Below are 24655 nucleotides of genomic sequence, written 5' to 3'. Positions count from 1 at the left end.
CTATGCTTTTAAGGTCCTTTGGGCGGTGCTGGTATCACCAAAGGATCTTCGCGTTCCCAGTTGGGTTTTAAATCCATTAAAGCCTTTAAATACCATACTTTTTCGGGCTGAAAGCCTTCTTTTACATTTCCGGTATCCCAGATGCCGTTTTTATTTTCATCGTAAATTACCCTTAACATATACTTTCCTGCAGGGTATTTGGAGAAGGTAATTTTTGAATTTTTAGCTACCGGAAACGATTTGATAATGTCTTTTTTCTCGTTTAAGAACTGTACTACATAACGTTTACTGGTATCGGGTACGGTAACATTCAATACTAGTGTAGTATAGGCATCCGCACTTTCGAGCGTAAAACGTTTATTTATATCTTTGTTTTTAGCATTAAAAATGGCTGTGAAGGTACCTGCACCTAGCTTTAAATCGTAATTCTTTTTATTCTTCCAGGGGTATTTAATGTAATATTTAAGAAAATCTACACTGTCTTTTACCAGCTCAAATGTGTTTCGCTTTACCGAATCTTCGAGCAAAATTATTTTGGATGGATCTGCAGCAGTTACCGGGAACGGAAAAGTGAGTGTTAGCTGCTGGTAGGGATTTAATTTTCCACCTATGAGATTATCGCTAATGGTCACATCGCGCGTATAAGTATCTTTTTTACCCCGGGTAAAATTTAAGGTCTGTAGCAGCTTTCCCTGATCGTTAATGGCCACTTTAACCGAGTCGAAACTCATGTCATTGAGCCATATTTTAGTGGTATCGTTGGTTTTATTAAAGAAAACCTGTTTACCTGCATCTAGTGCCGCGGGCTCTGTAATGGTAATTTTAGGGCTTTTAAGCTGCTGATTAAAGGTAATGAGTATACTTCCATCATTATTCAGTTTTCGCTCTAAGATGCGAAATTCTGGTGCTAATTCTTTGAAAGTCTGTAAATCTATATTTTCCAGATTTTTATCAATTACGATGGGTTCTTTAACAAAACCAATTTCATCCGAAATTTGCTGGTATATTTTATCGCCACCACCACTACTTTCTTTAAGGGCATAAATTTTATAAGTTCCTTTTCTCAGGTTATTTAATTTATACGTTCCGGCACTATCGGTAGTGGTATAAATAGACGGGCGTTTTTTTCCAAACAGCGTATCACGTTCAATTGGAAGAATAAAAACAGTTACATCTTTTTCTGCTTCATCGCTCAGCGAGTTAATTACTTTACCGCTTACTGAAAGTGAATCGATTTCAGGACCGGTAGAGAATACATAAGATAAATTTTTAACCACATTACCTTCGTTTACATCGGCTACCGATTTTCCAAAATTTAAAGTGTAAGTCGTATTTTTTTCTAAAGAATCCTGAAGATTAATTTCTAACTTTTTCCCGCGCTTCTTTAGTTCCGGAGCTTTTTCCTGATCAGGCGAAATTGAAAATTCTTTAAACTCATCTTTCAGGTTAAAATATTCGTCGAACTCAATTACGATTTTTTTAGCATTAAAATTTCTCGTTTGATTTTTTGGAGTCATACTTAAAACTTTTGGTGGCGTAGTATCTTTTGGTCCACCTTGAGGTGTTTGCATACTTGCACAACCCAAAAGTAGGAGCAAGGCGAAAAGTACTGCTAAATTTTTAAGGTTAAAATGCTGGTTTTTTAAATTTGGCATATTTTAATCGTTCTGACGGATTTTTATACTTTTTGGAACTCTGATATTAAAAAATGTTTTTAATCGCTTATATCGCTTTATTTGATGTTACTTTTATTTTAGTTAAGTTACTGATTATCAGTTACTTATTTATATAAACCATTAAAACAGAAATATCTGATGGTGAAACCCCGGAAATTCTCGATGCCTGACCTAAAGTTCGTGGTTTAATTTTAAATAATTTTTCACGCGCTTCTTTTGAAATGGAAACAATTTTATTGTAGTCGAAATCAGGTTTAATTTCTTTGTCTTCCATTTTTAGCATTTTGGCTACAATCTCGTTTTCTTTTTCAAAATAGCTTTCATACTTAATTTTAATTTCAGCTTGCTCAATAGTTTCATTATCCAGTGCTTTAGTGGCTTCGGCCAAAGGCTTGCTTACCTGGATGATGTCTTGTAAACCAACATGCGGTCTGCCTACTAAACTGTGAATTTTTACGTTTTGATTTAAAGCACTTGAGCCTAAACTTTCGAGCATCGGGTTTGCGTCTGCCATTTCAATACCCTGGCTTCTTGTAAATTTTACCAAAGCTTCGGCATCGGCTACTTTTTGATTTACCTTAGCTAAGCGTTCATCAGAAATTAAACCAAGCTCATGACCGATAGGAGACAAGCGAATATCTGCATTATCTTGTCTCAATAATAAACGATGTTCGGCTCTTGAAGTGAACATACGGTATGGCTCTTCGGTTCCTTTTGTAACTAAGTCATCAATTAAAACACCAATGTAACTTTCCGATCTTTTCATGATCAACTCGTGTTTATCGGTAATTTTTTGATGCGCATTGATGCCGGCCATGAAGCCTTGACATGCCGCTTCTTCATATCCGGTTGTTCCGTTTATCTGTCCGGCTAAAAATAAATTACTGATTAATTTAGTTTCTAAGGTTAAAGATAACTGAGTAGGTGGGAAGAAATCGTACTCTATGGCGTAACCTGGTCTGAACATTTTGGCTTGCTCAAAACCCGGAATTAATCTCAATGCTTTAAATTGTACATCTTCGGGAAGTGAAGTTGAAAAACCATTTACATAAATTTCGCAAGTGTTCCATCCTTCAGGTTCAACAAAAATCTGATGTCTGTCGCGCTCTGCAAAACGATTAATTTTATCTTCAATCGAAGGGCAATATCTCGGACCTAAACCTTTGATACGACCAGTAAACATCGGCGATTTTTCGAAGCCTTCTTTTAAAGTTTCGTGTACGTCTCCATTGGTATAGGTAATCCAGCAACAGCGTTGATCGGTAGAAACAACTGTATCTGTGTAAGAAAATTTACCAGGGTTTTCATCTCCCCATTGCTCTTCCATTTTAGTATAGTCTAAACTACGTCCATCAACGCGGGGTGGGGTACCGGTTTTCATACGACTGGCTTCCATACCTAATTCTACCAATTGTTCAGTAATACCGGTTGATGATTTCTCTGCTGTTCTACCTCCACCAAATTTTTTCTCACCAATATGAATGGTTCCATTTAAGAATGTACCATTAGTTAATACCACAGCAGTACTTTCTATTTCGATACCTAAAGATGTTTTAACGCCGTATACTGTATTGTCTTTTACCAATAAACCTACAACGCTATCCTGCCAGATATCGAGGTTTTTGGTGCCTTCTAAAGCTAATCGCCACTCTTCTGCAAATCTCATTCTATCTATTTGGGCTCTCGGACTCCACATGGCAGGGCCTTTAGATTTATTAAGCATACGGAATTGAATGGTTGATTTATCAGATATAATACCTGAATAACCTCCCATAGCATCTACCTCACGAACGATTTGCCCTTTGGCAACACCGCCCATTGCAGGGTTACAACTCATCTGGGCAATGGTACCCATATTCATTGTGATTAGTAGAACAGATGATCCTAAATTGGCAGCAGCGGCTGCAGCTTCGCATCCTGCATGACCGGCACCAACAACAATCAAATCGTATTTTGAAAACATTTTATTTGTATTTTATTAATTGTTCCACGTGAAACAAGTTTGTTTTTTTATTTAAAAGGGTAGGAGTTAATTTTATTTTTCTCCTTTTTATTTCAATGTTCCACGTGAAACATAACGCGGAAATAAGCATAGAATTGTTTTGATTTTATTCTGAAAGCTCCAGCCAACGCATGGTATAATCATCCAGTTTTGCTTGCAGTTTTTCAATCTCTGCTGATACTTCTTGTATTTTAATGTAATCGGAAGCATCGATGCTATTTAAGGTTTGGGTAAGCGCTGCTATTTTGTTTTCCATTTCTTCCATTCCCTTTTCGCTATCTTCTAATTCTTTCTGCTCTTTGAAACTTAATTTTTTTGTGGCTTTAACTGGTGCTTGTTCTACAACAGGTGCAGGTGTTTTTTTTGTTTCAACTTTTGTTTTTGGTTGTTCTAAACTTAACCTGTACTCTGAGTAGTTACCATTGTAAATTTTTACAACACCTTCGCCTTCCATAATGAAGAGCTGATCACTCATCTTGTCGAGTAGGTACCTGTCGTGAGAAACCAACATCAGGATGCCCGGGAAGTTTTCTAAAAATTCTTCCAATACGTTTAAGGTGTCAATATCTAAATCGTTTGTCGGCTCATCCAATATCAAGAAATTTGGATTTTGCATTAACACCTTCATCAGGTTCAAACGTTTCTTTTCACCACCACTTAATTTCTCAACCATGCCATGTTGTTTCTTTGGTGGGAAGAGAAAAAGAGTAAGCAGGGCCGAAGCGGTGATCACAGAACCATCAGCCATCTTGATATATTCGGCATCTGATTTTACAATATCAATTACACGTTCTTTTGGATCGAAAGTTAAACCACCTTGTTTGTAATATCCGAACACGGTTGTTTCACCAGTATCTACCTTACCACCTTCTGGTTTTAAGTTGCTGGTGATGATATTGAGAAGTGTCGATTTACCTGTTCCATTCTTGCCGGCTAAACCAATACGATCGCCTTTTTTAAAGGTGTAGCTGAAATCGTTGATAATCGGACGGCCATCAAAGCTTTGCTTAATGTGTTCCAACTCGATAATCTTGCCACCCTGGCGCGACATCTTCATTTTTAAGGTAACATTCTGATTGTCAGTCTTTTTCTTTGTTTTTTCTTCTAATTCGTAAAAGGCATCGATCCTGGCCTGAGATTTCGTTGCACGCGCCTGTGGCATGCGTCTCATCCACTCTAATTCTTTCTTTAATAGCTGTTGGTTCTTATGTAAAACTGTCGCGTCTAAAGCTTCTCTTTCGGCTTTCTTTTCTAAGAAGTAAGCATAATTTCCGTTATAGTTGAAAATTTTACCACGGTCTAACTCTACAATGGTATTGCAAACATTATCTAAAAAGTACCTGTCATGCGTAACCAGAAGAATGGTTTTCTGCCCGGTGGTTAAAAGCTTTTCTAACCATTCAATGGTATCTATATCCAAATGATTGGTAGGCTCATCCAATACTAAAATTTCCGGATCTTCAATTAACAGTTTAGCCAAAGCCAAACGCTTCTTTTGTCCACCCGATAGGGTAGAAATTTTTTGCTGAAGATGGGTAATCCCCATCCGGTTAAGGATAGTTTTAATCTCATGCTCATATTCCCAGGCATTGTGTTCACTTAACTCCTCGTATAAACGATTAAGTGTTTTTTCGTCTGGATTCGGATTTTCAATTAATTCCTCGTACTCTTTAATGAGCTGTTGCTGCTTATTTTCCAGCGAAAAGATGTGATCGCTAATAGAAAAGCCCTCGGTAAACTGGGGTTCCTGATCTAAAAAGCCAATTTTTACAGATTTATTTTTTACAATTTTACCTTCGAGCGGAGGGAACCTTTCGGCAAGTAATTTCAATAATGTACTCTTACCTGCGCCATTAATACCAACCAACGCCACGCGCTGCCCGGAGTTAATACCCAAGGTTAAATTTTTAAATAACCATTCGTCATGATAACCATGCCCTAAGCCTTCTGCCGCAATTAATGTGCTCAATTTTTTTGTATTTCGGATTTATAAAGAAAAATTAGTGCAAAGGTAAGTATAAATTATTTGGAACGTTGAACTGATTGTTTCAAAGCTGTTCTGTATCAGCTAAAAATGGCAGAAGATTGATGTATTAGCTCCTGTACTAAAGGGGTGTTTTTGCTATCAACGAGTGCTTATAAAAGAAAACAGCGGTCGGACTCGCTCCACCGCTGCTTCAATCATTAACTAAAACTAAACTTTATCTTGTGTGATATGCGGCAAAAGAGCTTTAATATCAATTTTTAATCTTTATCAGTATGGCATGAAGCGGTTTAAATGCTTTTTCGGCCATTTCTATATATAAGACTGCCTGAACCACAAAAAGTTGCAGCAGAATAAGCTGTATTATACCAGTAGAGATTAATTATCGACGAACGGTCGTAACTTTTAGACGAACGCTGATGAAAGGATGGGATTTACCCAGGATTTTGGAGAAGGTATCGTCATTTCGACTGGAGCCTGCCGGTTTTCACCGGTGGCGCAATGGAGAAATCTATTTGGACAGATTTAGCTTCGCTGAGCCTTCGGGTTCTCGGCTACGTTGCACTCCGCTCGAAATGACGGCCACAGAGCGGCTGTTACTCATATTGATTTTAATACAATAAATTACTCCTCAGAATGAAAGGTTTAAATAAGGCCTGCTTCGGCTCTGTAGCCTAAGTGTTCATCTTCTTTTTGGGTCATCAGGGCTTTGGCTGCCTTTCCTTTGTCTTTATAACCCAATAAATGTAGCGTTCCGTGCATCATAATGCGGCAAACTTCATCAAATGCATCGGTTTTGAAAGTGATAGCATTCTCTTTAACACGTTCAATGCTGATGAAAATATCGCTTACAATTAATTTTTCTTCTTCAGAATTATCGAAAGTAATGATATCTGTATAAGTATCGTGGTTCAGGTATTGCTGGTTAATGCCTAGCAAGTACTCATCACTACAGAAAATAAAATTAAGCTCGCCCAATTTAAAACCTTCTTTTTCGATACTGGCTTTAAGCCACTTCTTGATTTTAAGTTTTTGAGGGAGGTTATAGGTTACTGATTCTGTAAAAAACGATATTGCAGCCATGTTTGTGTTTTATTGTTGCAAATTTAGTAAATATTCCAATACCCATTTGAAGGAGGAGATATAAGCAAATTGCCTTACACGAGGTTCGTTCTAGGAAAAACAAAGGTGTTGGAATCCCCTAAAGGGATCGTCATTGCCAGCTTGACTTGCAATCTTAATGCAATACCAGTTGTAACTAAGATTTTAAAATTTTCTGCCTGCAGCAGGCAGGCTTTCACGAAAATCGGGGGGCAGGCTGTTGTTCCTCCTTGCAATAACGTGTTTTAGAAACCCTGAAATAAATCCGATAGCTATCTGATCAGGGAGACATATTCGCTGTTACTGTACCAAATTCAACGATTTTAAATACTCGGCTATTTTATTTTTATAGTAGTAATTTAAAGCAGGAGGTAGTTTCTGCAGCATATCATTACCATTCTGCTGTTGTTTCTGATAATCTTTAAGCATTTTCTGATAAGAAGGCGGAAATTCTTTAGCGGCTTTACTTTCACGTTTCGAATCTTCTTCTTGATCGCGTTCTGCTTTTTCAGCTTCTAATAGCTTGGTAAGCAGTTCTTTTTGGCGGTTTAGGGTCTCCTGTTGTAAACGTTTATTAACCAGATCACTTTCAGTCTGTTTCATTTCCTGTATGGCTTCATTCAGGTTGCCCATTTTACCTTTGCCATCTTTGTTTTCCTCGCGGTTAATTTTTTCCAGTGCCTGGCGGATCATTTGTTGTTGCTGAGCCATTTTACCAAACTCCTGGCTCATTTGGCCTTTACCTACAGTGCCCTGGTTACCTCCTGATTTCTGCATTTGCTCCCGTGCTTTCTGCATATTTTTGTTCAGTTGATCCTGCATTTGCGAAAGCTGTTTCATGCCCTGTTTCTGTTTTTTGCCGCTACCGCCACCTTTGCTGTTTTTCTGCATGTTTTGCAACTGGTTAAGGGCTTCACTCAGCATTAAGCTAAGATTATTGATAGAAGTCATGGTAAACTGCTGGAAACGGTTGGCTTCGGCTGTTCTTCTGTCGCCCAGGCTTTCTAAACTCTTATCGAGGTTAAAGTTGATTTTATTCATCTCCTCATTAACCGTCGATTCGATTTGTGGAACGCGCTTACTTAAGCTGTAAAGGCTATCTGCAATCGTTTTAAGGTTATCTTTAATACTACGTTGCTTTTGCACGTTGCTGGTATAAGCCGGATCAGCCGCTGTCATTTTTTTAAGTGCCAGCATTACTTTTTCCTGATCGAAAGAGGTATTGAGGAGATTTTCCAGCAATCTGCGCAGTTCTTTGGCATTCAGGTTGTTTTCCATCTCTTCTCCCTGTTGCTGCATATCGCTCATTTTTTTCGATAGCTTTTCCATCTGCTCAGCTGCTTTTTGTTGTTTTTGGCCGGCACTTTTCGAATCTTTTTTATCTAAAGCTTCTTTACTGTCTTGCTGCTCTTTTTGAATGTCCTGTACATCTTTCTCCGGGTTTTCGAAAGGATTAGGTCTTTCCAGCGACTTATTTTTTTCTTCGAGCTTTTTCAGATCGTCTTTCAGGTCTTTCATTTCCTTGTTCAGCGCATCCTGTTTCTGCTTCAAGCTCTCGTTATCCTGTTTTTTATCTTTTGTTTGATCAGCAAGTTCCTTTTGGTCTTTTGCCAGTTCATTTAAGCGATTAATATCGTTTTGGAGCTGCTGCTCAAATTCAAGCTGTTTATAAAGTTCTAAAATCCTATCGAGTTCATTTTTAAGTGTTTTATTATCCAGCTGCATTTTAGAAAGCTCATTTTGGGTCTGATCTTTATTTTTCTCGTTAATGAGGTTCTGCAGCTTCTGTAAAAGCTCTTTTGTTTTTTCGTCTAAAACATTATCAAACAGGTCTTTAATTTGTTTTTGTTTTTCGAGCAGTTCTTCGGTTTGTTTCTGGTCTTCCTGCTGCTGAATGTTTTTCTCGTTCTGTTCTTTAATCTCTTTTACGGCCTCATCAAGCTGTTTTTGTTTATCTAAAAGGGCTTCAATCTGTTTTTTGTCTTCAAACGAAATCTGTTTTTTATCGATCAGGCTTTCGGCAACCTTTTTACTTTCCTTTTCGATAGTATTAGCCAAACGGATAGCCGATTGCATTTTTTGTTTAAGGGCCTGGCTATTGGCACTTACCTGTTCTGCAGTTTCTTTTTTGGTAGGCTGTTTAAATGTTTTGATCTCCGAACGGGTAATTTTAGCACCATTAACACCATCGTTATCAGCTACTTCAAAGTAATATTCAATTTCTTGCCCGGGTTTGGCTACTGCAGCCTTAATATCCCAGAAATAAAAGAAACTATTTTCGGTAGCATTACTTTTTATTGGGATATTTTTAGTTACTGTGCTTACAATACGGTTGTTTTCTTTAATGTTGTATTTGAAACTGAGCCGGCTAAAGCCATAATCGTCGCTTACCTGACCATTAAAGTACAGTGCTTTGTTGCTTACCGAGTCGGGTTTTTCTTCTACGCTAATACCCGGGGCCTGATCTTTAATTACCGTAATCTGGTGCGAAAGCGAATCGCGGAGGGTTACAAAATCATTTTTTGGTGTAATGCTGTATTTCGAATTATTTTTGATAGTAGCACTAAAAGCAGCAGCATCGTCTTCAATTTTCAATGTGTTTTCTGCTCCGTTCAGCATAAACAGGAGCATGTTGCTTTTTTCTGTCTTAAAATTCCAGTTTACTTTTGTGCCTTCGGGTAGGAGCATATCGCCCACATTTGAAATTACTTCAGCTTTTTTACCCAGGTAGCTGGGGAAAGTAAGTGTTGCTGTTGCGTTTAACAATTCCGGACGTGGCTTAACTGTAATTGTAAATATAGCGGAACTAAATCCACCACCTTTAAAAACCAGTTTTTTATCGGTTTGGATATTTTTTATGTGGTAATTAAACCTGGTAGTACCTTCTTTTTCGGCTTTGTAGGTGTTTTTGCCATCTTCGACATATACTTCGGCTGGTAATTGGTCGCCGGTTAGCTTAATATTTAGCATTATGTCATCACCCTGTGTAACTGTGAGGTTCTTATTTAGTACTGTAAATGCAAAAGGTGCTTTGGGTGCAATGTATTCATCGTACTTAAAAAAACTGTTGGTACCATCGCGTAAAATGGCTGGAGCAATAATGCCGATCAAAAGAATTATAGAAAGCGGAACCAGTAAGTACTTTAAATATTTACGGTTATCGGTTATACTTACTGCAGTATAAAAAGGAACGGGTTTAAGTTCGAGTATTTTTTGGTCGATACTGGCCAGAATGAGCTGGTTATTTTCAGGCAATTTTTCTGAAAGATGATGAAGTTGCAGGGTATTAAGCAGTTTATCTTTAATGTCGGCAAAATGATCGCCAATAATAACAGAAGCTTCGTCAAAAGAAAGGTGTTTACCCAGTTTTAGCATCGCCAGGAGCGGTTTTAAGATTAGAAAACCGATCAGCAACAAACCCGTGAGTAAGTAGGCAAAGAAAACGAAGGTTTTAAAACCAGCGCCTGGATTTAAATAATAAAGGCTTAAAAATACGAGCAGGTAAAGGCCTAAAAGAATGGCTGCAACGTAGATACTACCCCGTAAAATCTTATTTAAATAAAATTTGCGGATAAATTCGTCGATTTTTCTTAATAAGTCGTTGTAGTTTTTGCTCACCATATCACCGTAAATGTAAAAATTGTTAGCATCAATTAAAAGAAATCTGCTCATAGCATAACGTGTTTATTACAAATTGGTTATGTGCGGCGTATTTTTCAATTTGATGCCAAAACGCACTAAATCCGTTTATATAGCTTAAAATCAGACAAACGTTTGTTTAACGTCGCAGAGTTAATTTTTTTAAGAAAATGTGTTAAAAATTTTACTATAAGTTGATATTTACTTAATGAAAAAATATCTTTGGTTTATCAACCTCTCGAAATAACTATTAAATCATCCCTTTTTAATATTTGTTAGGATAGCAAACTAATGAACCATGTTGCTGATTTAGCGTCGGGTTGCTTACAAACTTTTCAGACCGTTTACAGTTTGTTCAACCAAAAACTTTATGCTTATATTCTGAAGAAAACCAATTCGGCATATATGGCAGAAGAGGTGGTGCAGCTAACTTTTATCCGTTTATGGGAAAAACGCGAGACTTTATCGGCAGAGTACAATCTTTCTACCCAGATTTTCAGAATAGCGGGAACAATTTTAATCGACCAGCTAAGAAAAGAAGCAGTAAGTAAAAAACACCTGAGTGTTGTTGAAGAGGATTTTGTTTTAAAAACAGATACCGAACAACCTGAAATGCTTCATGCACTTGAACAAGCTATTGAACAGATGGCTCCGGTGCGTAAAAAGGTATTCAAAATGAGTAAAGTTGATGGTTATTCATACAAAGAGATAGCAGAAATGCTCTCTATTTCTCCGAAAACTGTAGAAAATCACATTTCGCAGGCATTAAAACAGCTTAGGGCTGCTTTTTCTTCTATTATTTCGCTGGCTGTTATTATGGAAGCCATCATCAAGAAATAATTCACCTGATTTTTAATCCTCAGCACATTATTTTAAAAATTATCTAAAATATTTTTACTCCACTAGGGGTAAAGTGCTTTCAAAAACGTAATGTAGTTATGCAAATCAACCAAAAGCTTGTGGAGAAGTTTTTTTCTGGCCAATGTACTGCCGCGGAAGCCCGTATGGTAAGTGAGTACCTGGCCGATGAAAACAACCGCGAAATTTATTTGAACAGCGAGGAATGGGAACATTTTGAGCCTGTAGAAAAGGTTGATGAAAAGATTTCGGACCGGATTTATGTCAATGTAATCGATCATATTCACGATAAACGGGAAACCAGACGTATCCGTTTCAGATATCTGGCTTATGCGGCATCAATTGCATTAATTGCGACGGTAGGATTGGTAGCTTACAAACTGGGCAGTAACCGTATAACAAATACGAGCCATTCGGCTACCAACCGGATAAAACCCCTTACCAGGATTGAAAAGTTTATTACCAATACTTCAACAGTAAAACAAACCTATACTTTGCCCGACGGAACCATAGTTGAACTGGATCCGAAAAGTGAAGTCAGTTATTTTCCTTTTGATCAGGGAAAAAGGGATGTTAATTTAATTGGCCAGGCTTTATTCAGGGTGCATAAAGATAAAACGAAACCTTTTACTGTTTTTGCCAATAACCTGGCAACTACAGCTTTGGGAACTGTTTTTGAAATTACTGCCTTTAAAAAGGGTTTGTATACTAAAGTGCGGTTAATTGAAGGAAAAGTAGTGGTTAAACCTCAAAACAAGCTCTTATCGGCTGGGGTAGAAACAGTTTATTTATTACCTGGAAAAGTATTTACGGTAAATACGCAGACTTATGCAGCCAGCGTTAAGCCGTTTACTGTTGTAGCACCTAAGAAACTGGAGACATTGGATTCAGGAAAGGCAATTGTAACCGAAGCAGCCATTGTTTTTGACAATGAACCGCTGTCAGAGGTTTTTAATACGCTCGAAACTAAACTGAACATAAAAATAAATTATACTGCAAATCAGCTTAATAAAAAGGTATTTACAGGGCAATATGAATTCGGACGCGATGACATTGATGCTTTCTTAAATATGCTTTGTTCATTAAATAACCTGACTGTAGATAAAACTGATGTGGGATATACGATAAAGAAGATTAAATAGAAACCAGCGTACAACTAAACCAAACAAACTAACTTCATGATTAAAATTTTTACTAAAAGGAGCGTTCCAAAACGCGCCCTGCTGCTACTGCTTTGTCTTTACCTCGGGGTAAAGGCTTATGCGCAAACACCTGCAGTTAAGGGAGTTGTGAAAGATGCCAGAGAAACTATTGTCGGGGCCACCATTATTGCGCAAAACGTGCAAACAGGGGTAAGAACTACAACCTCATCTGATAAAAACGGGGTATTTACCTTTGTGAAATTAACCCCAGGGCCATATCAATTTATCATTTCTTTTATGGGATACGAATCGAAAACGGTACCAGGTGAAGTAAAAAACGGCGGTACATTTTCGCTATCGGTTGTTTTAAAAGAAAGCTCTACCAGTCTGGATAAAGAAGTTGTTGTAACCGGAACAGGGATTAACAGAAGGAAAGATAGTTTTACAGGTACAACTGCTGTTTTTAGCGGAGAAGACTTAAAAGCAGTGAGCAATAACAATATTATCCAAAGTTTAAGAACCTTAGACCCAGCATTTCTGGTTATGGAAAATGTTGCAGCGGGTTCAAATCCGAATGTTTTGCCTGTTATCGAAGTTCGTGGTAAAAGCAGCATTCCCAGTACCACATTAAAAGACCAGTTTGGACAAGATCCGAACCAACCCCTTTTTATTTTAGACGGATTCCCAACCACCCTACAAACGATTGTTGATCTGGATATGAACAGGGTAGCGTCGGTTACCATTCTGAAAGATGCGGCATCAACCGCATTGTATGGTGCACAGGCCTCTAACGGTGTAATTGTAATCGAAACCGTAAAACCAAAACCTGGCGAGCTAAGATTTTCATATTCGCAGGATTTCCGTGTTGAATTACCTGATCTGTCTGCTTACAATATGATGAATGCAGCAGAGAAACTGGAATTTGAACGTTTATCGGGGAGATATACGACAGCGGAATCGAATCCCACCCAGTTGATTTATTTAGAAGGACTTTACAATTCGCACCTTGCTAATGTGCAACGTGGCGTAGATAGTTATTGGTTAAGCGAACCTATACAAAATGGCTATTCAACCAATAATTCCATTAATGCCTCGGGTGGCGATAACACTTTTATTTATAATCTGGGAATGAATTATAGAACAGGTAAAGGCGCTATGAAAGGATCAGGCAGGGATAGTTACAGCGGTACCATTAACCTAACCTACAGAAAGTCAAAGTTTAACATTAACAACATTACCTACATTAGGGGTAATTCCAGTAGCGATTCTCCATATGGATCGTTTTCTAATTTTGTTAATGCCAACCCTTATTTTGAAAAGAATTATGATAACAGGTATTTAGAGGTTTCAAGAACTTCGAACGGAACGGAACTTTTTGTAACCAATCCTTTATTCGATGCCACCCAGCCTCAATACAGCACCAAAAAAACTTTTGAAATTCAGAATAACCTCAATCTAAACTATGATTTAAGTAAAACCTTAAGGTTAAACGGAGGATTGCAGATTACCAAAGGAACAGGGGTTAGTAAAGATTACCGATCGTCTGAAATGTCAGAATTTTTAAATACGCCTAACTTAAGAAAAGGTAAATATACCGACTACCGCACCGAAAATTTTTCGTATCAGGCTAATTTAATGCTGGTTTACCATACGGTAATTGCCGCTAAGCACGTAATTAATGCGAACTGGAGAAATACGATTTCGGAAGAAAGCAATAATGGTTACGGAAGCGTTGCAGAAGGTTTTCCGGCGGGAAATTTAGGAAATCCAAGGTTTGCCTACAGTTACCTGTTGGATGGGGCTCCATCGGCCAGTAGCCGGATTTACAGAACCTTAAACTCTACTATATCAGCCAACTATGCTTACGATAACAGGTACCTGGCCGATGCGGTATATCGATTGGATGGATCTACCGCGTATGGCAGTAACAAACAGTTTTCGCCTTACTATGCTTTTGGGTTAGGATGGAACATTCATAACGAAAGTTTTGTAAAAGGTAGCCCGTGGATTAATTCGTTAAGGCTAACGGCCAATATGGGTATAACCGGTAACCAGAACTATGGCAACACCAGTTCAGTTTCTATTTATAATTACAACAGCAATACCAACTATAACCAATTTGGACAAGGGGTTACCTTAAGTACGCTGGGAAATCCGAATCTGGCTGCACAAAAAACAAGGCAGATCAGTACATCAATTGATTTTAGTTTATTCAATAACCGTTTTACCGGCTATGTGAATGCATACAACAAAAAAACAAACCCTTTAATTGTTCCTGTTGATTTACCATCATCTACCGGTGTGGTTGCCTTTCCTTATAATATTGGTTCGCTTACCTATAACGGATTGGAAACGAAGCTTACGTTCTTTCCTATTTACAACCTGGCCAAGCGTTTCACGTGGAGCATTGGCGTAACCGGTTCTTCGTACAAAAGCAAATACGGCGGTTTTGGCAATACGCTAAACACGCTAAACAAACAGCAGGAAAAACAGGAAGGTAGCACTTCATTAATCAGATACAATGATGGCAACAGTGCAGAGGCTATATGGGCCGTAAGATCATTGGGAATTGACCCGGCAACCGGAAGAGAAATTTTTCTGACTAAAGATGGCCAGTATACATTTGATTACAACGTGGCAGATATTGCCAATGTAGGTAATACCGTATCGGTAGTAGAAGGTGTTGTTTCTACTAATGTACGCTATAAAAACTTCAGCCTTGGCGCAAGTTTCAGGTATAAATTAGGAGGCGATATTTATAACTGGGCCTTATTTAATAAAGTAGAAAATATCTCTTTTGCTGATGCGGCTTTAAACCAGGATAAAAGGGCACTTTACGATCGTTGGAAAAGTCCTGGTGATATATCACAATTTAAAGGGATTTCGCAAACCGCAGTTACCCAGCAATCATCGAGGTTTGTGCAAACTGAAAACTCATTTACCGGCGAATCATTAAATTTTGGCTATATGTTCGATGGGGCAAAATGGCTGAAAAGTGCGGGATTAACAAATCTAAGCCTCAACTTACTCACTAATGATCTTTTCTATTTATCGACAGTGAGACGAGAAAGAGGGATAGATTATCCTTATGCAAGAACATTCGCATTTTCACTTAAAGCTTCATTTTAATCTTTAGATATGAAAACAAATTATTTAAAACTAATAGTATGTTCTCTGGCCGTAGTGATTACACTCGGATCCTGTAAAAAGTTTTTGCAGGTGCAACCAGAAGATAAAGTGATGGAAACCCAACTTTTTTCTACCAAACAGGGTATAGAATCTGTTTTAAACGGAATTTATATTTCTTTGGCAGGGAGTAATTTATATGGGGCTAACCTTACATTAAATACAACAGAGGTATTGGCACAGCGATATAATGTTCCATCTACTCATAATTTAACCAAAATAGCAACTTATGCCTATACGGATGCACCTGCAACGAACAGATTAGAGTCTGCCTGGGTTGATGCCTATGCCGGAATTCTTAATGTAAATAGTTTTTTAGAGAATCTGGAAAAGTATAAAGGTGTTGTAGATCAAAATACCGAATCGGTGTATAAAGGCGAGGCACTGGCCATAAGGGCTTACCTGCATTTTGATTTGTTGCGTTTGTTTGGCCCAAGGTATAGCACAGTTGATTCTACCAAGCAGAGCCTTCCATATTACGATGCAACAAAAATTTCGATCAATCCGTTATTGCCTGCCAATGAATTTATGAACAAGGTAATAATCGATTTGAAAAAGGCCGAAGAATTATTAAAAGGCGATGCGATTATAACTTCAGGAGTTAACCTGGTTAGTAATACCCAAACTGCCGATTTCTTAAAAAATAACAGAAACTACCGTGTAAATTATTATGCCGTAAAAGCACTACAGGCCAGGGTATTTTTATATCGCGGCGATAAAGTTTCTGCATTGGCAGCGGCTAAATCAGTAATCGAAAAGGCAAACCTATTTCCCTGGACAACAGTAGCCAATGCACTTTCAGAAAAAATTAATCCCGACCGGATATTTTCGACAGAAATGGTATTTGGTGTTTTAAATACCCAACTATACAATACCTATACTTCTATTTTTGATCCGTCCAATACAGATCAGAATATTTTGGCACCACTTCCTGCAAGACTTACAGCTGTATTCGAAAATAATGAGAATGACTACCGGTATAATTTAAACTGGCAGGCACCATCCACAGGGCTTAAGCCATACAAAACATTTTTAAAATATGCAGACGTGGTTGATAAAACTAAGCTTTTCCGTTTTACCATTCCGCTTATCAAAATCAGTGAGCTATACTATATCGCTGCAGAATCTGAAGCTAATGCAGCAGATGGCATAAACAATTATTTAAATGTTGTCAGGTTTAACCGTGGGCTTACCAATCTGGCTACTACAGTAAATATTAATACTGAATTGCAGAAAGAGTACCAGAAAGAATTTTATGGCGAAGGTCAGCTTTTTTATTATTACAAGCGTCGTAATGTAACCTCAATTCCAAACGGATCCAGTACATCGAACATTACGGTAAACTATGCCATTCCGTTACCGCTTTCTGAATCTCAATATCGTTAACCTGAATTTATAAAGATGAAAAAAAATATTGTATCAATAATAGCATTTATGGTTACGCTGGTAATGCTTTCCTGCGAAAAGCCATTGAACACCTATGATTCGAAAGATTCAATTTATTTTAATGATGCTGCCAGGTTACCCCTTTTTTCGGGAGAGGTAATAAAAGATTCTACCATTGTTTCTTTTAGTTTGGCAAAATCACAGGATTCAGTAGTTAATATGGTAGTGAGTACTACCGGAGCAAAATCTTCGCAGGACAGACCCTACAATTTAACGGTTAATACTTCTTCTACCGCTAAAGAGGGGGTACATTTCGAAATCCTGAATAAATCTTTTTCCATTAAGAAAAATCAGTTAAAAGATACTGTAAAGATAAAATTTCTGCGAAAAGCGGATATGCAAACCAATACGTTTTTGTTGAGTTTCGATTTGCTTGAAAATGAGAATTTTATCACAGGTATGAACAACAAAGTTACCAACCAAACTACAGGAAAAAAGATCTCATACATTAATTACAGATGGTATGTAAATGATATCATTAAAAAACCGGCCAGGTGGTTAGATACTTATCTGGGTACGTTTACCCGGAAAAAGCTGTTATTGATGGTATCTGTACTCAATATCGACCCGGCTTATTTAGATACCTCCGTATCTATTGCCGAAATGGTTGCTTATGCAAAATATATGCAAAGATATCTTAATGATCAGAAGTTGCAGGGTAATACCATTCTGGAAGATGATGGAAGTATTATGATAATGGGACCATCTGTTCAATAATAATTTTTAAATCAGATAAAATGAAACTTAAACAATACAGTTGCCTTTTTATTGTGCTGTTAATTATTGCCATGAGTGCTTGTAAGAAAGACCTGGGAAATTATAATTACAATGAAATTAATAAATTAGAAACCATAGCAGAATTACCCGGCGAAGTAGTGGCTACCTATGGTAAAGCCGTTTCTGTTAAACCTCTAATTAAGTTTAGCCTCGACCCTAGTTTTGATGAATCTAAATATACCTACGAATGGAGTTACATTGGTCCGAATGGATTGGGTGGTACCAAGCTCTTTATTTTAGATCAAAACAGAAATTTAGAGCAGATAATGCGTGTGGTAGCGGGCTCTTACCAGGCATATTATGCCGTTACAGATAAAGCCAGCGGCGTTAAGTACAAGGTTCCATTTACTTTAAAGGTTGTTAATGAAATTAATGAGGGCTGGATGTTAATGTGCGATGTAAATAATCAGGCCAGGGTTGATATGTTATCGCTCAACACAGCAGGAGGTTTTGACGTTATTAACGATTTACTTGCCAGTACAGGATCAGAACTTAAGCTATCCGGAAAGCCTGTAATGATTTATAACTACAATACAGGGCTTTTAATCGGACCAGACAAAATAAGCTTTGGTATTTACCTGGGTACCGATCAGTTTACTACTAAGGTAGAGCCCAATACTTTTAAATGGACGCCTACGATGAACCTGACTTACGAAATGTTTGGAAGCACTCCGGCAGGTTTTTATGCTGATGTAATTCAACAACGGGGATCCAGTACGGCATATATGATTGGAAAAGAGGGAGCATATTATTACGAGCGCGTTCAAAATATTTACTTTTCTTCTCCGATTAGCTATATCGCTTCAGAACAGAAAGAATTTAAAGTTGCCCCGTTTATTGGTGGAGATAAAAATACCTCTGCTAATGCCCACGCCATTTTTTATGATAAAACCAACAGGCGTTTCGTAAAACACACAGGATCTAATTCAACCTGTACCACATTACCTGACCCTGACCAGGCCCAAAGAAAATTCAGCTTCAGCACAGGGATGGATTTATTGTACATGGCCTGGGTTCCTTACAATGGCGGAGAGGTTTTTAGTGTTTTAAAAGATCCAAACTCAAGCAAAAGATACCTGGCCAGGTTTAACAGCGCATCACTTGTACAAAGTTATTACGATGAGATAACTGCTACCGATTTTGCCAATGCAGAGTTTTATGCAGTTAGTCCTGCACTGGGGTATATCATATACAGCATAGGAGGTAAAGTTTACGAATACGATATGTCTTTAAAAACAACCAAACAGGTTGTTGATTTAGGGAGCAAGAAAATTTCATTCATCCAGTTCTACGATTTTAAAAATACTGCCAAATATAAAGACAGTAATAATTTAATGGTTGCTTTTTACGATTCTGCTTTGCCTGAAGGCACTAACGGAAGTATCAATACATACGTTGTACCTCCTGTTATGGGCGATTTAGTTTTGGCTAAAAGCTTTTCTGGTTTCGGAAAGGTAAAAAGCATAACCTACAGAGAACGCTAATTAAAAATCTTACAAAAACATACAAATAAACCCAATGAAAATGAAAAAATTATTAAGTGCCGGTCTTTTATGCCTGGCCTCATTAACTACTATGGCACAATTGCCTGTAGAAGTAAAAGGATTGTTAAAGAAAAAACGACTTTCTGCCGTTAAACTTTTTAAAGTGAAAGATGGCAAGGCAGTAGAAATTGCCAATACTACACCAGCCGAAAAAGGCCAGTTTGGTTTTCTTTTTTATCCCGAATACGAAGGCTTGTACGTAATTGGTACAGGTAATGAAGGTAGCCCGAACGATAACTATAAATTTTATTTTAAAGGTGGCGAAGAATTATCAGTAAGCCTTTTAGATTCGAGCTATGTATTAACAGGTAAAAATAATTCGAAAGAAAATACCGTGCTTACCCAGTGGCACGATTTAACCCATCCTTTAGAACAAAAGGCTGTGAATTTTATGAAAGTTCAAAGCACTTTTGTTGATTATTTTCCTGAGCAGGAAGAGATTGTGGCTAAGAGCAAAACTTTTTTAAATGGAAAAACTACTGGAAATGCCAAATTCGATAAAGAAGTTAAAAACATTATGGCTTGGGATTTAGCTTCTTATGCTACTAACTTTTTAAATACACCAAGAAGTGCACACCCTTCTGTTGAAGAATACAGTAATTTTTACAGTACGCTTAAAACCGGCGATTTTGCGAAAACAACAGCAAATGTTTACCGCTATCCGTACGGGTTTAGGACTTTGAGCGGGCTGATCAGCCTCAATATGCGTCAGGAAGCTAAGGCTTATAAACGAGGTCCGGAAGGAGTAGATTTAATGACTTCTTTTGTGCCAAACGATACCTTAAAGGGTGATATGATCTTAGATAATGCTGCAGGTTATAAAACAATTACCGAATATGAAGCACTAATAAAAGGCAGGGAAAAATACATCCTTACCAAAAGACAGGCCGATAGAAGTGCAGCGATTATGAACCCTTTATTGACTTATAAGCCCGGTACTGATGCTTTTAAATTTGCATACGAAGATAAGAATGGAAAGCAAGTTACGATGGAGAGCTTAAAGGGTAAAGTAGTATTGGTAGATGTTTGGGCTACTTGGTGCGGACCTTGCAGAGCTGAAATTCCTTATCTGAAAAAACTGGAAGAAGAAATGAAAGGTACCGATGTTCAGATTATCAGCCTATCAACTGATGCGGTAAAAGATAAAGAAAAATGGCAAAAAATGATCAAAGATGAAAATCTGGGTGGTTTACAACTTTTTGCCGGAGGACCTGAAAACGAATTTTCAAAATATTATAAAGTAAATACAATACCGCGTTTCCTGGTTTTCGATAAGCAGGGAAAAATTGTGACCGTTGATTCTCCGCGTCCATCTAACCCTGAATTAAAAGCATTATTGCAAAAAACACTTGCCAACTAATCATCCCTGATACTCCGGCTATAAATCAATAGCCGGAGTCATTATTGCCTTAAAATATCTGATATGAAAACAATGAAAACATTGTTAATAGCTACGCTTTTGCATTTTTTTTTACCTAAAGCTTATAGCCAGAATGATAGCATTCAGATTTCTGGACGCTTAAAGGGGCTGGGCAATAAGTCGGTATGGATTTCTTTTGCAGATGATGCCGGTTTATCAAGGAGCTATAAAGCCAATGCCAATAACGATGCTTTTACCTTAAAAGTACCGCGTTTACAAAATCCGGCCATTGCCCGCTTCGATGTCTCGATATCAAGAACCAGTACCAGGAATTCAAATCCTGCGCCAAAACTTGATCTGTTCGTTTTTGATCGGGATATTAGCATAAAGGGCGATGCGCTATTGGTTCAGTTTGCCGATGTAAATGGCGATGAAGAAAATAATGCATTGGCGGTATATAAGCAACTGGTAAAAAAGGGCGAAATGCGTAATTACGAGATTATGCAACAGCTTTTTAATGAAGAAAAAATCACCAGTTCTGCAAATAAAGAAGCTTTAATGGCCGAGGCTACAGCCACCAATAGAAAACTCGTTAACGTAAAAAGAGATTTTGTTAAAACGCATCCCAATGCTTTTGCCTCAGTATTTTTATTAACGCGAATGGAAAACCTGTATACGGCTGGCGATTTTATTTCCACGTGGAACAGTCTATCGCCCAAATATAAAAACCATCCCGTTGCCGAAAAAATTAAAGCTTATATCAAAAAAATAAGCACCACACCAGAAGGCGCTGATGCCATTGGTTTTCAGAAAACCGATAACCACGGAAAGACCATTAGTCTGGCCAATTATAAGGGAAAAACGGTACTGCTCGATTTTTGGGGCAGCTGGTGCGGGCCATGCCGGGCAAGTAATCCGCATTTAAAAGCATTATATGCGAAGTATCAGTCAAAAGGTTTCGAAATTATAGCCATCGCGCAGGAACAGAAAAAGGTTCTTGAAGAGGCACGCGGCCTTTGGCTTAAAGCCATTGAAGAAGATGCGCTTCCTTATACCAATATACTTAATAACGAAGATATAGATAGGCAAAACCTGGTAAAAGACTATAACATTATGGCTTTTCCGACCAAAATACTGGTAAGCAACGAGGGCAAAATATTAATGCGCATTACTTCAAGCGCCACTGATGACATTGATCGTGCCCTCGAAAAAATTTATGGATTTTAATCTACCTATTCAGCTAAAAATGAAAATTAAAGCAATACTATTTCTTGGGTTTTTGGTTTGTTCGCTCCAGCTTCGGGCGCAGCAAGCCCGCACACTCATTGAAAGCATGAATCAAATGTTTGCCCAAAAGGCCGTTGATCCGGTTAAAACCATGTTAAGCGGCAGTTTTTCAATTGCAGCCTATACAAGACCTTCGGCCGACAGGATGTTAAAGACAATACTGGAGCGCTATCCATGTGATTCGATTCTGCTCAAAAATGAAACTAAAGCAGGCGAAATGATCTGCTTAACCATAGTACCTTTTAGTAAAGGAAAAGCGGGTAAAGAAAGTAGCATTTATACTGATGCAAGCTATAGACTACTGTACACCGATATTTTCGACCAGCTTTATGGCATGAACCGCTATAAAAAGTCGGTACTGGTCGCCAAAATCCCTTTCGAGGTCGAGAATGGTTCGATTATTTTAACCGTAAAAGTTAATACCAGCGAAAGGCCGCTAAAGCTCCTTTTTGATACAGGTGCCGATGGCATGGCCATTACCAAAGCCCTGGCCGATTCGGTAGGCATTAAAGCCAGTCGCCAGCAAAATACCTCGGTAGTGGGCGGCAACATGAATATTTCTGTTTCAGAAGGGAATACGATCAAGCTCGATACCTTTGTGCTTAAAAACCAGAGTTTTGCTATTTTTCCTGAAATGCACAAAGGAAGCGATGGCATTATTGGCAACAGCATCGCTAAAAACTATATCACCAAAGTCGATTTCGATAAAAAAGAGCTTTCGCTTTATACTTTTGGCGATTATACCTATCAGGATCAAGGCTTATCTGTTCCGGTAACGGTTCCGGCGGGTTTGTTTATTATTCCGGGCGAAGTTAGCGTTGTACCTGGACAGGCCAATACCGGCGAATTTGTTTTCGATACCGGTGCCTCTTATAACCTCATTTGCTTCAGACCCTTTGTAAAAAAATATAAACTATTGGTAAGTGGTTTTAAACCCGAATATAACGGCACCACCACCAGTATGGGCATGAGCACACCAACCTATAGCGGCCGTGCGGCGGCGTTTTCTTTTGCCAGTATGCCTAGGCTAACCGATTTTCCGGTTACCCTGATGGCGGGAGGCGGTCAAAGTGAAAACTGGAATCCGGGTTTTGACGGTTCTATTGGTATCAGAACCATTGGCCGTTACAACTTTACCATTAACATGCAGCAGAAAGAAATTCATTTCGTACCCAACCATACCTTTAATTTTCCTCATGATTTTGTTTTGGGCGCTTACCTTTTCGGTTTCGACGCTGATGGGAAATTAAAGTTGCTCAGTGTAGTAAGCCCTGTAGAAGGCGAAGCCCTGAAAGCCGGGCAAATTATCGAAAGTATTGATGGTGTTGCAGCATCAGCTTTCCTTAAAGACAGCAAAAAAATGCTGGCCGTCTTAAGTGCACCGGCGGGTAAAGTCTTCAAAATTGCCTACACGGCGGATGGAGCAAAACAAAATATTTCAGTAACCAAAAAATAGATTTATGAAAAAACTAATTCATACCCTTTGCCTTTTGTTAACCGCAATAGGTTGCCTGGCACAAAATCAATCCTTAAACAGTGTATTGAAACAGGCTAAAAAAGAAAACAAGCTCATTTTTGTCGATTGTTATTTCACCGGCTGCATTCCTTGCGCCCAAATGGACGAAAATGTTTTCCCGAATTCGCTGGTTAAGGCAGAAATGGATAAAAATTTTTTAATGCTCAAAGTTGATATTTTTAAAGATAAACTGGGCGATACTTTAAAAGTGCAACATATTTTAAATGGTTTTCCAACCTTCTTAGTCTTAAATGGCGATGGAAAACTAATCAGTTCCTCATCAGGATATAAAGATCCGGGTAATCTGATTGCCCTGTTTGCTGATGCCCGCCAAAAGGCTGCACAGCATAAATTTTTGTCGGGATTTTCTACCAGCTATAACGAAGCCAAATATCCGGCATTCTATGTTGAATTCTGCAAAACCCGCAAGGGAGTAACCGGCGAGACCATTGCTGCCTATACCGATACTTTAAAAAACTTTAAAGCCGAAAATGCCTTATTGCCTTATCTGGTTACCAGATCGGCTGATGAAAAAGCAATTGAAACCATTTTTGCAGATTATAACGGATTTGCAGCACTTTATGGCGAAGAGGTTTTACAACCAGTAGTGGATAATGGATTAAATCAGAAACTGGCTAAAGCAATGAAAACAAATTCAGATCAGGCTGCTTTTGATGGATTTTTGGCCAGCCAGAAGAAAAATTTTTCTGATAAAACCTGGAAAATATGCCTTCAAACCCTGAGCAGCAGGTACTATCTGGGGATGAAAAAAGATACTGTAGGCTTCCTGAAGTTTTCGATCAAAAATCCGGTTTTATATCAGTATCACTTCAATGCACTTTACAGCACATTGGTCGCTAAAAAAGGCTTCAACCCTGAGGTAACCAGGCTTTTTTGCCAGTGGGCAGATGCAATTGTAAGCGAGATCAGCGGACTTGAATATATGAAAACCGCGGCGGCTGTACATCGGCTGGCCAAAGACGAAGCAGGCTATAGCAAATTCGTAAAAATGGCAGCAGCTTATACAGCCAGGTATCAAATGAAAGCAGAGCCCGTTGAGGCTTCATCTTCAAAATAAATAAGAAATTACATCATGTAGCAGTGGTGGAATGTTTAATAGTTAATGATCGAAAGGCT

The 24655-nt window shown here is 38.2% G+C and carries 15 protein-coding genes; 10 read left to right on the top strand and 5 right to left on the bottom strand.

Annotated elements, in window-relative coordinates; genetic code table 11:
- Positions 1–8: 8 nt before the first annotated feature.
- From OC25_RS19760 to OC25_RS19740, 5 genes are all read right to left on the bottom strand, one after another.
- Entirely contained in the window at positions 9–1655 is a 1647-nt protein-coding gene (locus OC25_RS19760) for an Ig-like domain-containing protein (RefSeq protein ID WP_039479703.1), read from the bottom strand.
- 121 nt (positions 1656–1776) lie between these two features.
- The gene (mnmG, locus tag OC25_RS19755; protein WP_039479701.1) at positions 1777–3639 is read right to left on the bottom strand and encodes a tRNA uridine-5-carboxymethylaminomethyl(34) synthesis enzyme MnmG; all 1863 of its coding nucleotides are present in this window, start codon (positions 3637–3639) and stop codon (positions 1777–1779) included.
- A 145-nt stretch (positions 3640–3784) separates the two neighbouring features.
- Positions 3785–5647 (bottom strand): ABC-F family ATP-binding cassette domain-containing protein, encoded by a 1863-nt coding sequence (locus tag OC25_RS19750; protein WP_039479699.1) that lies wholly within the window; start codon positions 5645–5647, stop codon positions 3785–3787.
- Positions 5648–6307: 660 nt separating this feature from the next.
- Positions 6308–6745 carry an rRNA maturation RNase YbeY gene (ybeY, locus tag OC25_RS19745; protein ID WP_039479697.1) on the bottom strand — a complete coding sequence of 146 codons (438 nt, stop codon included), beginning with the start codon at positions 6743–6745 and terminating at the stop codon, positions 6308–6310.
- A 318-nt stretch (positions 6746–7063) separates the two neighbouring features.
- Positions 7064–10435 (bottom strand): DUF4175 family protein, encoded by a 3372-nt coding sequence (locus tag OC25_RS19740; RefSeq protein WP_245222092.1) that lies wholly within the window; start codon positions 10433–10435, stop codon positions 7064–7066.
- Positions 10436–10693: 258 nt separating this feature from the next.
- Between OC25_RS19740 and OC25_RS19735 the strand changes: the two genes are divergently transcribed.
- The 10 genes from OC25_RS19735 (at position 10694) to OC25_RS27045 (ending at position 24596) form a co-directional block, all read left to right on the top strand.
- Entirely contained in the window at positions 10694–11242 is a 549-nt protein-coding gene (locus OC25_RS19735; RefSeq protein ID WP_052266332.1) for an RNA polymerase sigma factor, read from the top strand.
- Between the two features lie 98 nt (positions 11243–11340).
- A complete protein-coding gene (locus OC25_RS19730) occupies positions 11341–12402 on the top strand; it encodes a FecR family protein (RefSeq protein ID WP_039479695.1) in 1062 nt (353 codons plus the stop codon).
- Between the two features lie 36 nt (positions 12403–12438).
- Complete coding sequence (locus OC25_RS19725) at positions 12439–15531, top strand: SusC/RagA family TonB-linked outer membrane protein (protein ID WP_052266331.1); 3093 nt, start codon at positions 12439–12441, stop codon at positions 15529–15531.
- 9 nt (positions 15532–15540) lie between these two features.
- Positions 15541–16974: a RagB/SusD family nutrient uptake outer membrane protein gene (locus tag OC25_RS19720; RefSeq protein ID WP_039479692.1), complete on the top strand. Its 1434-nt coding sequence runs from the start codon at positions 15541–15543 to the stop codon at positions 16972–16974.
- 15 nt (positions 16975–16989) lie between these two features.
- Entirely contained in the window at positions 16990–17751 is a 762-nt protein-coding gene (locus tag OC25_RS19715; protein WP_039479689.1) for a DUF4843 domain-containing protein, read from the top strand.
- Positions 17752–17771: 20 nt separating this feature from the next.
- Positions 17772–19295, top strand: coding sequence for a PKD-like family lipoprotein (locus OC25_RS19710; RefSeq protein ID WP_039479687.1), 1524 nt, complete (start codon positions 17772–17774; stop codon positions 19293–19295).
- 40 nt (positions 19296–19335) lie between these two features.
- On the top strand, positions 19336–20715 hold the full coding sequence (locus tag OC25_RS19705) for a TlpA family protein disulfide reductase (RefSeq protein ID WP_052266334.1): 1380 nt from the start codon (positions 19336–19338) through the stop codon (positions 20713–20715).
- A gap of 63 nt (positions 20716–20778) precedes the next feature.
- Positions 20779–21942, top strand: a complete 1164-nt coding sequence (locus tag OC25_RS19700) for a TlpA family protein disulfide reductase (protein ID WP_039479684.1) — start codon at positions 20779–20781, stop codon at positions 21940–21942.
- A 19-nt stretch (positions 21943–21961) separates the two neighbouring features.
- The gene (locus OC25_RS19695; protein WP_167335416.1) at positions 21962–23458 is read left to right on the top strand and encodes a retropepsin-like aspartic protease; all 1497 of its coding nucleotides are present in this window, start codon (positions 21962–21964) and stop codon (positions 23456–23458) included.
- Positions 23459–23462: 4 nt separating this feature from the next.
- Positions 23463–24596, top strand: a complete 1134-nt coding sequence (locus OC25_RS27045) for a thioredoxin family protein (protein WP_082018663.1) — start codon at positions 23463–23465, stop codon at positions 24594–24596.
- Positions 24597–24655 lie beyond the last annotated feature (59 nt).

It is taken from the genome of Pedobacter kyungheensis, from assembly GCF_000812965.1.
Lineage (GTDB): Bacteria > Bacteroidota > Bacteroidia > Sphingobacteriales > Sphingobacteriaceae > Pedobacter > Pedobacter kyungheensis.
This window is presented reverse-complemented; position numbering and strand designations above follow the sequence as displayed.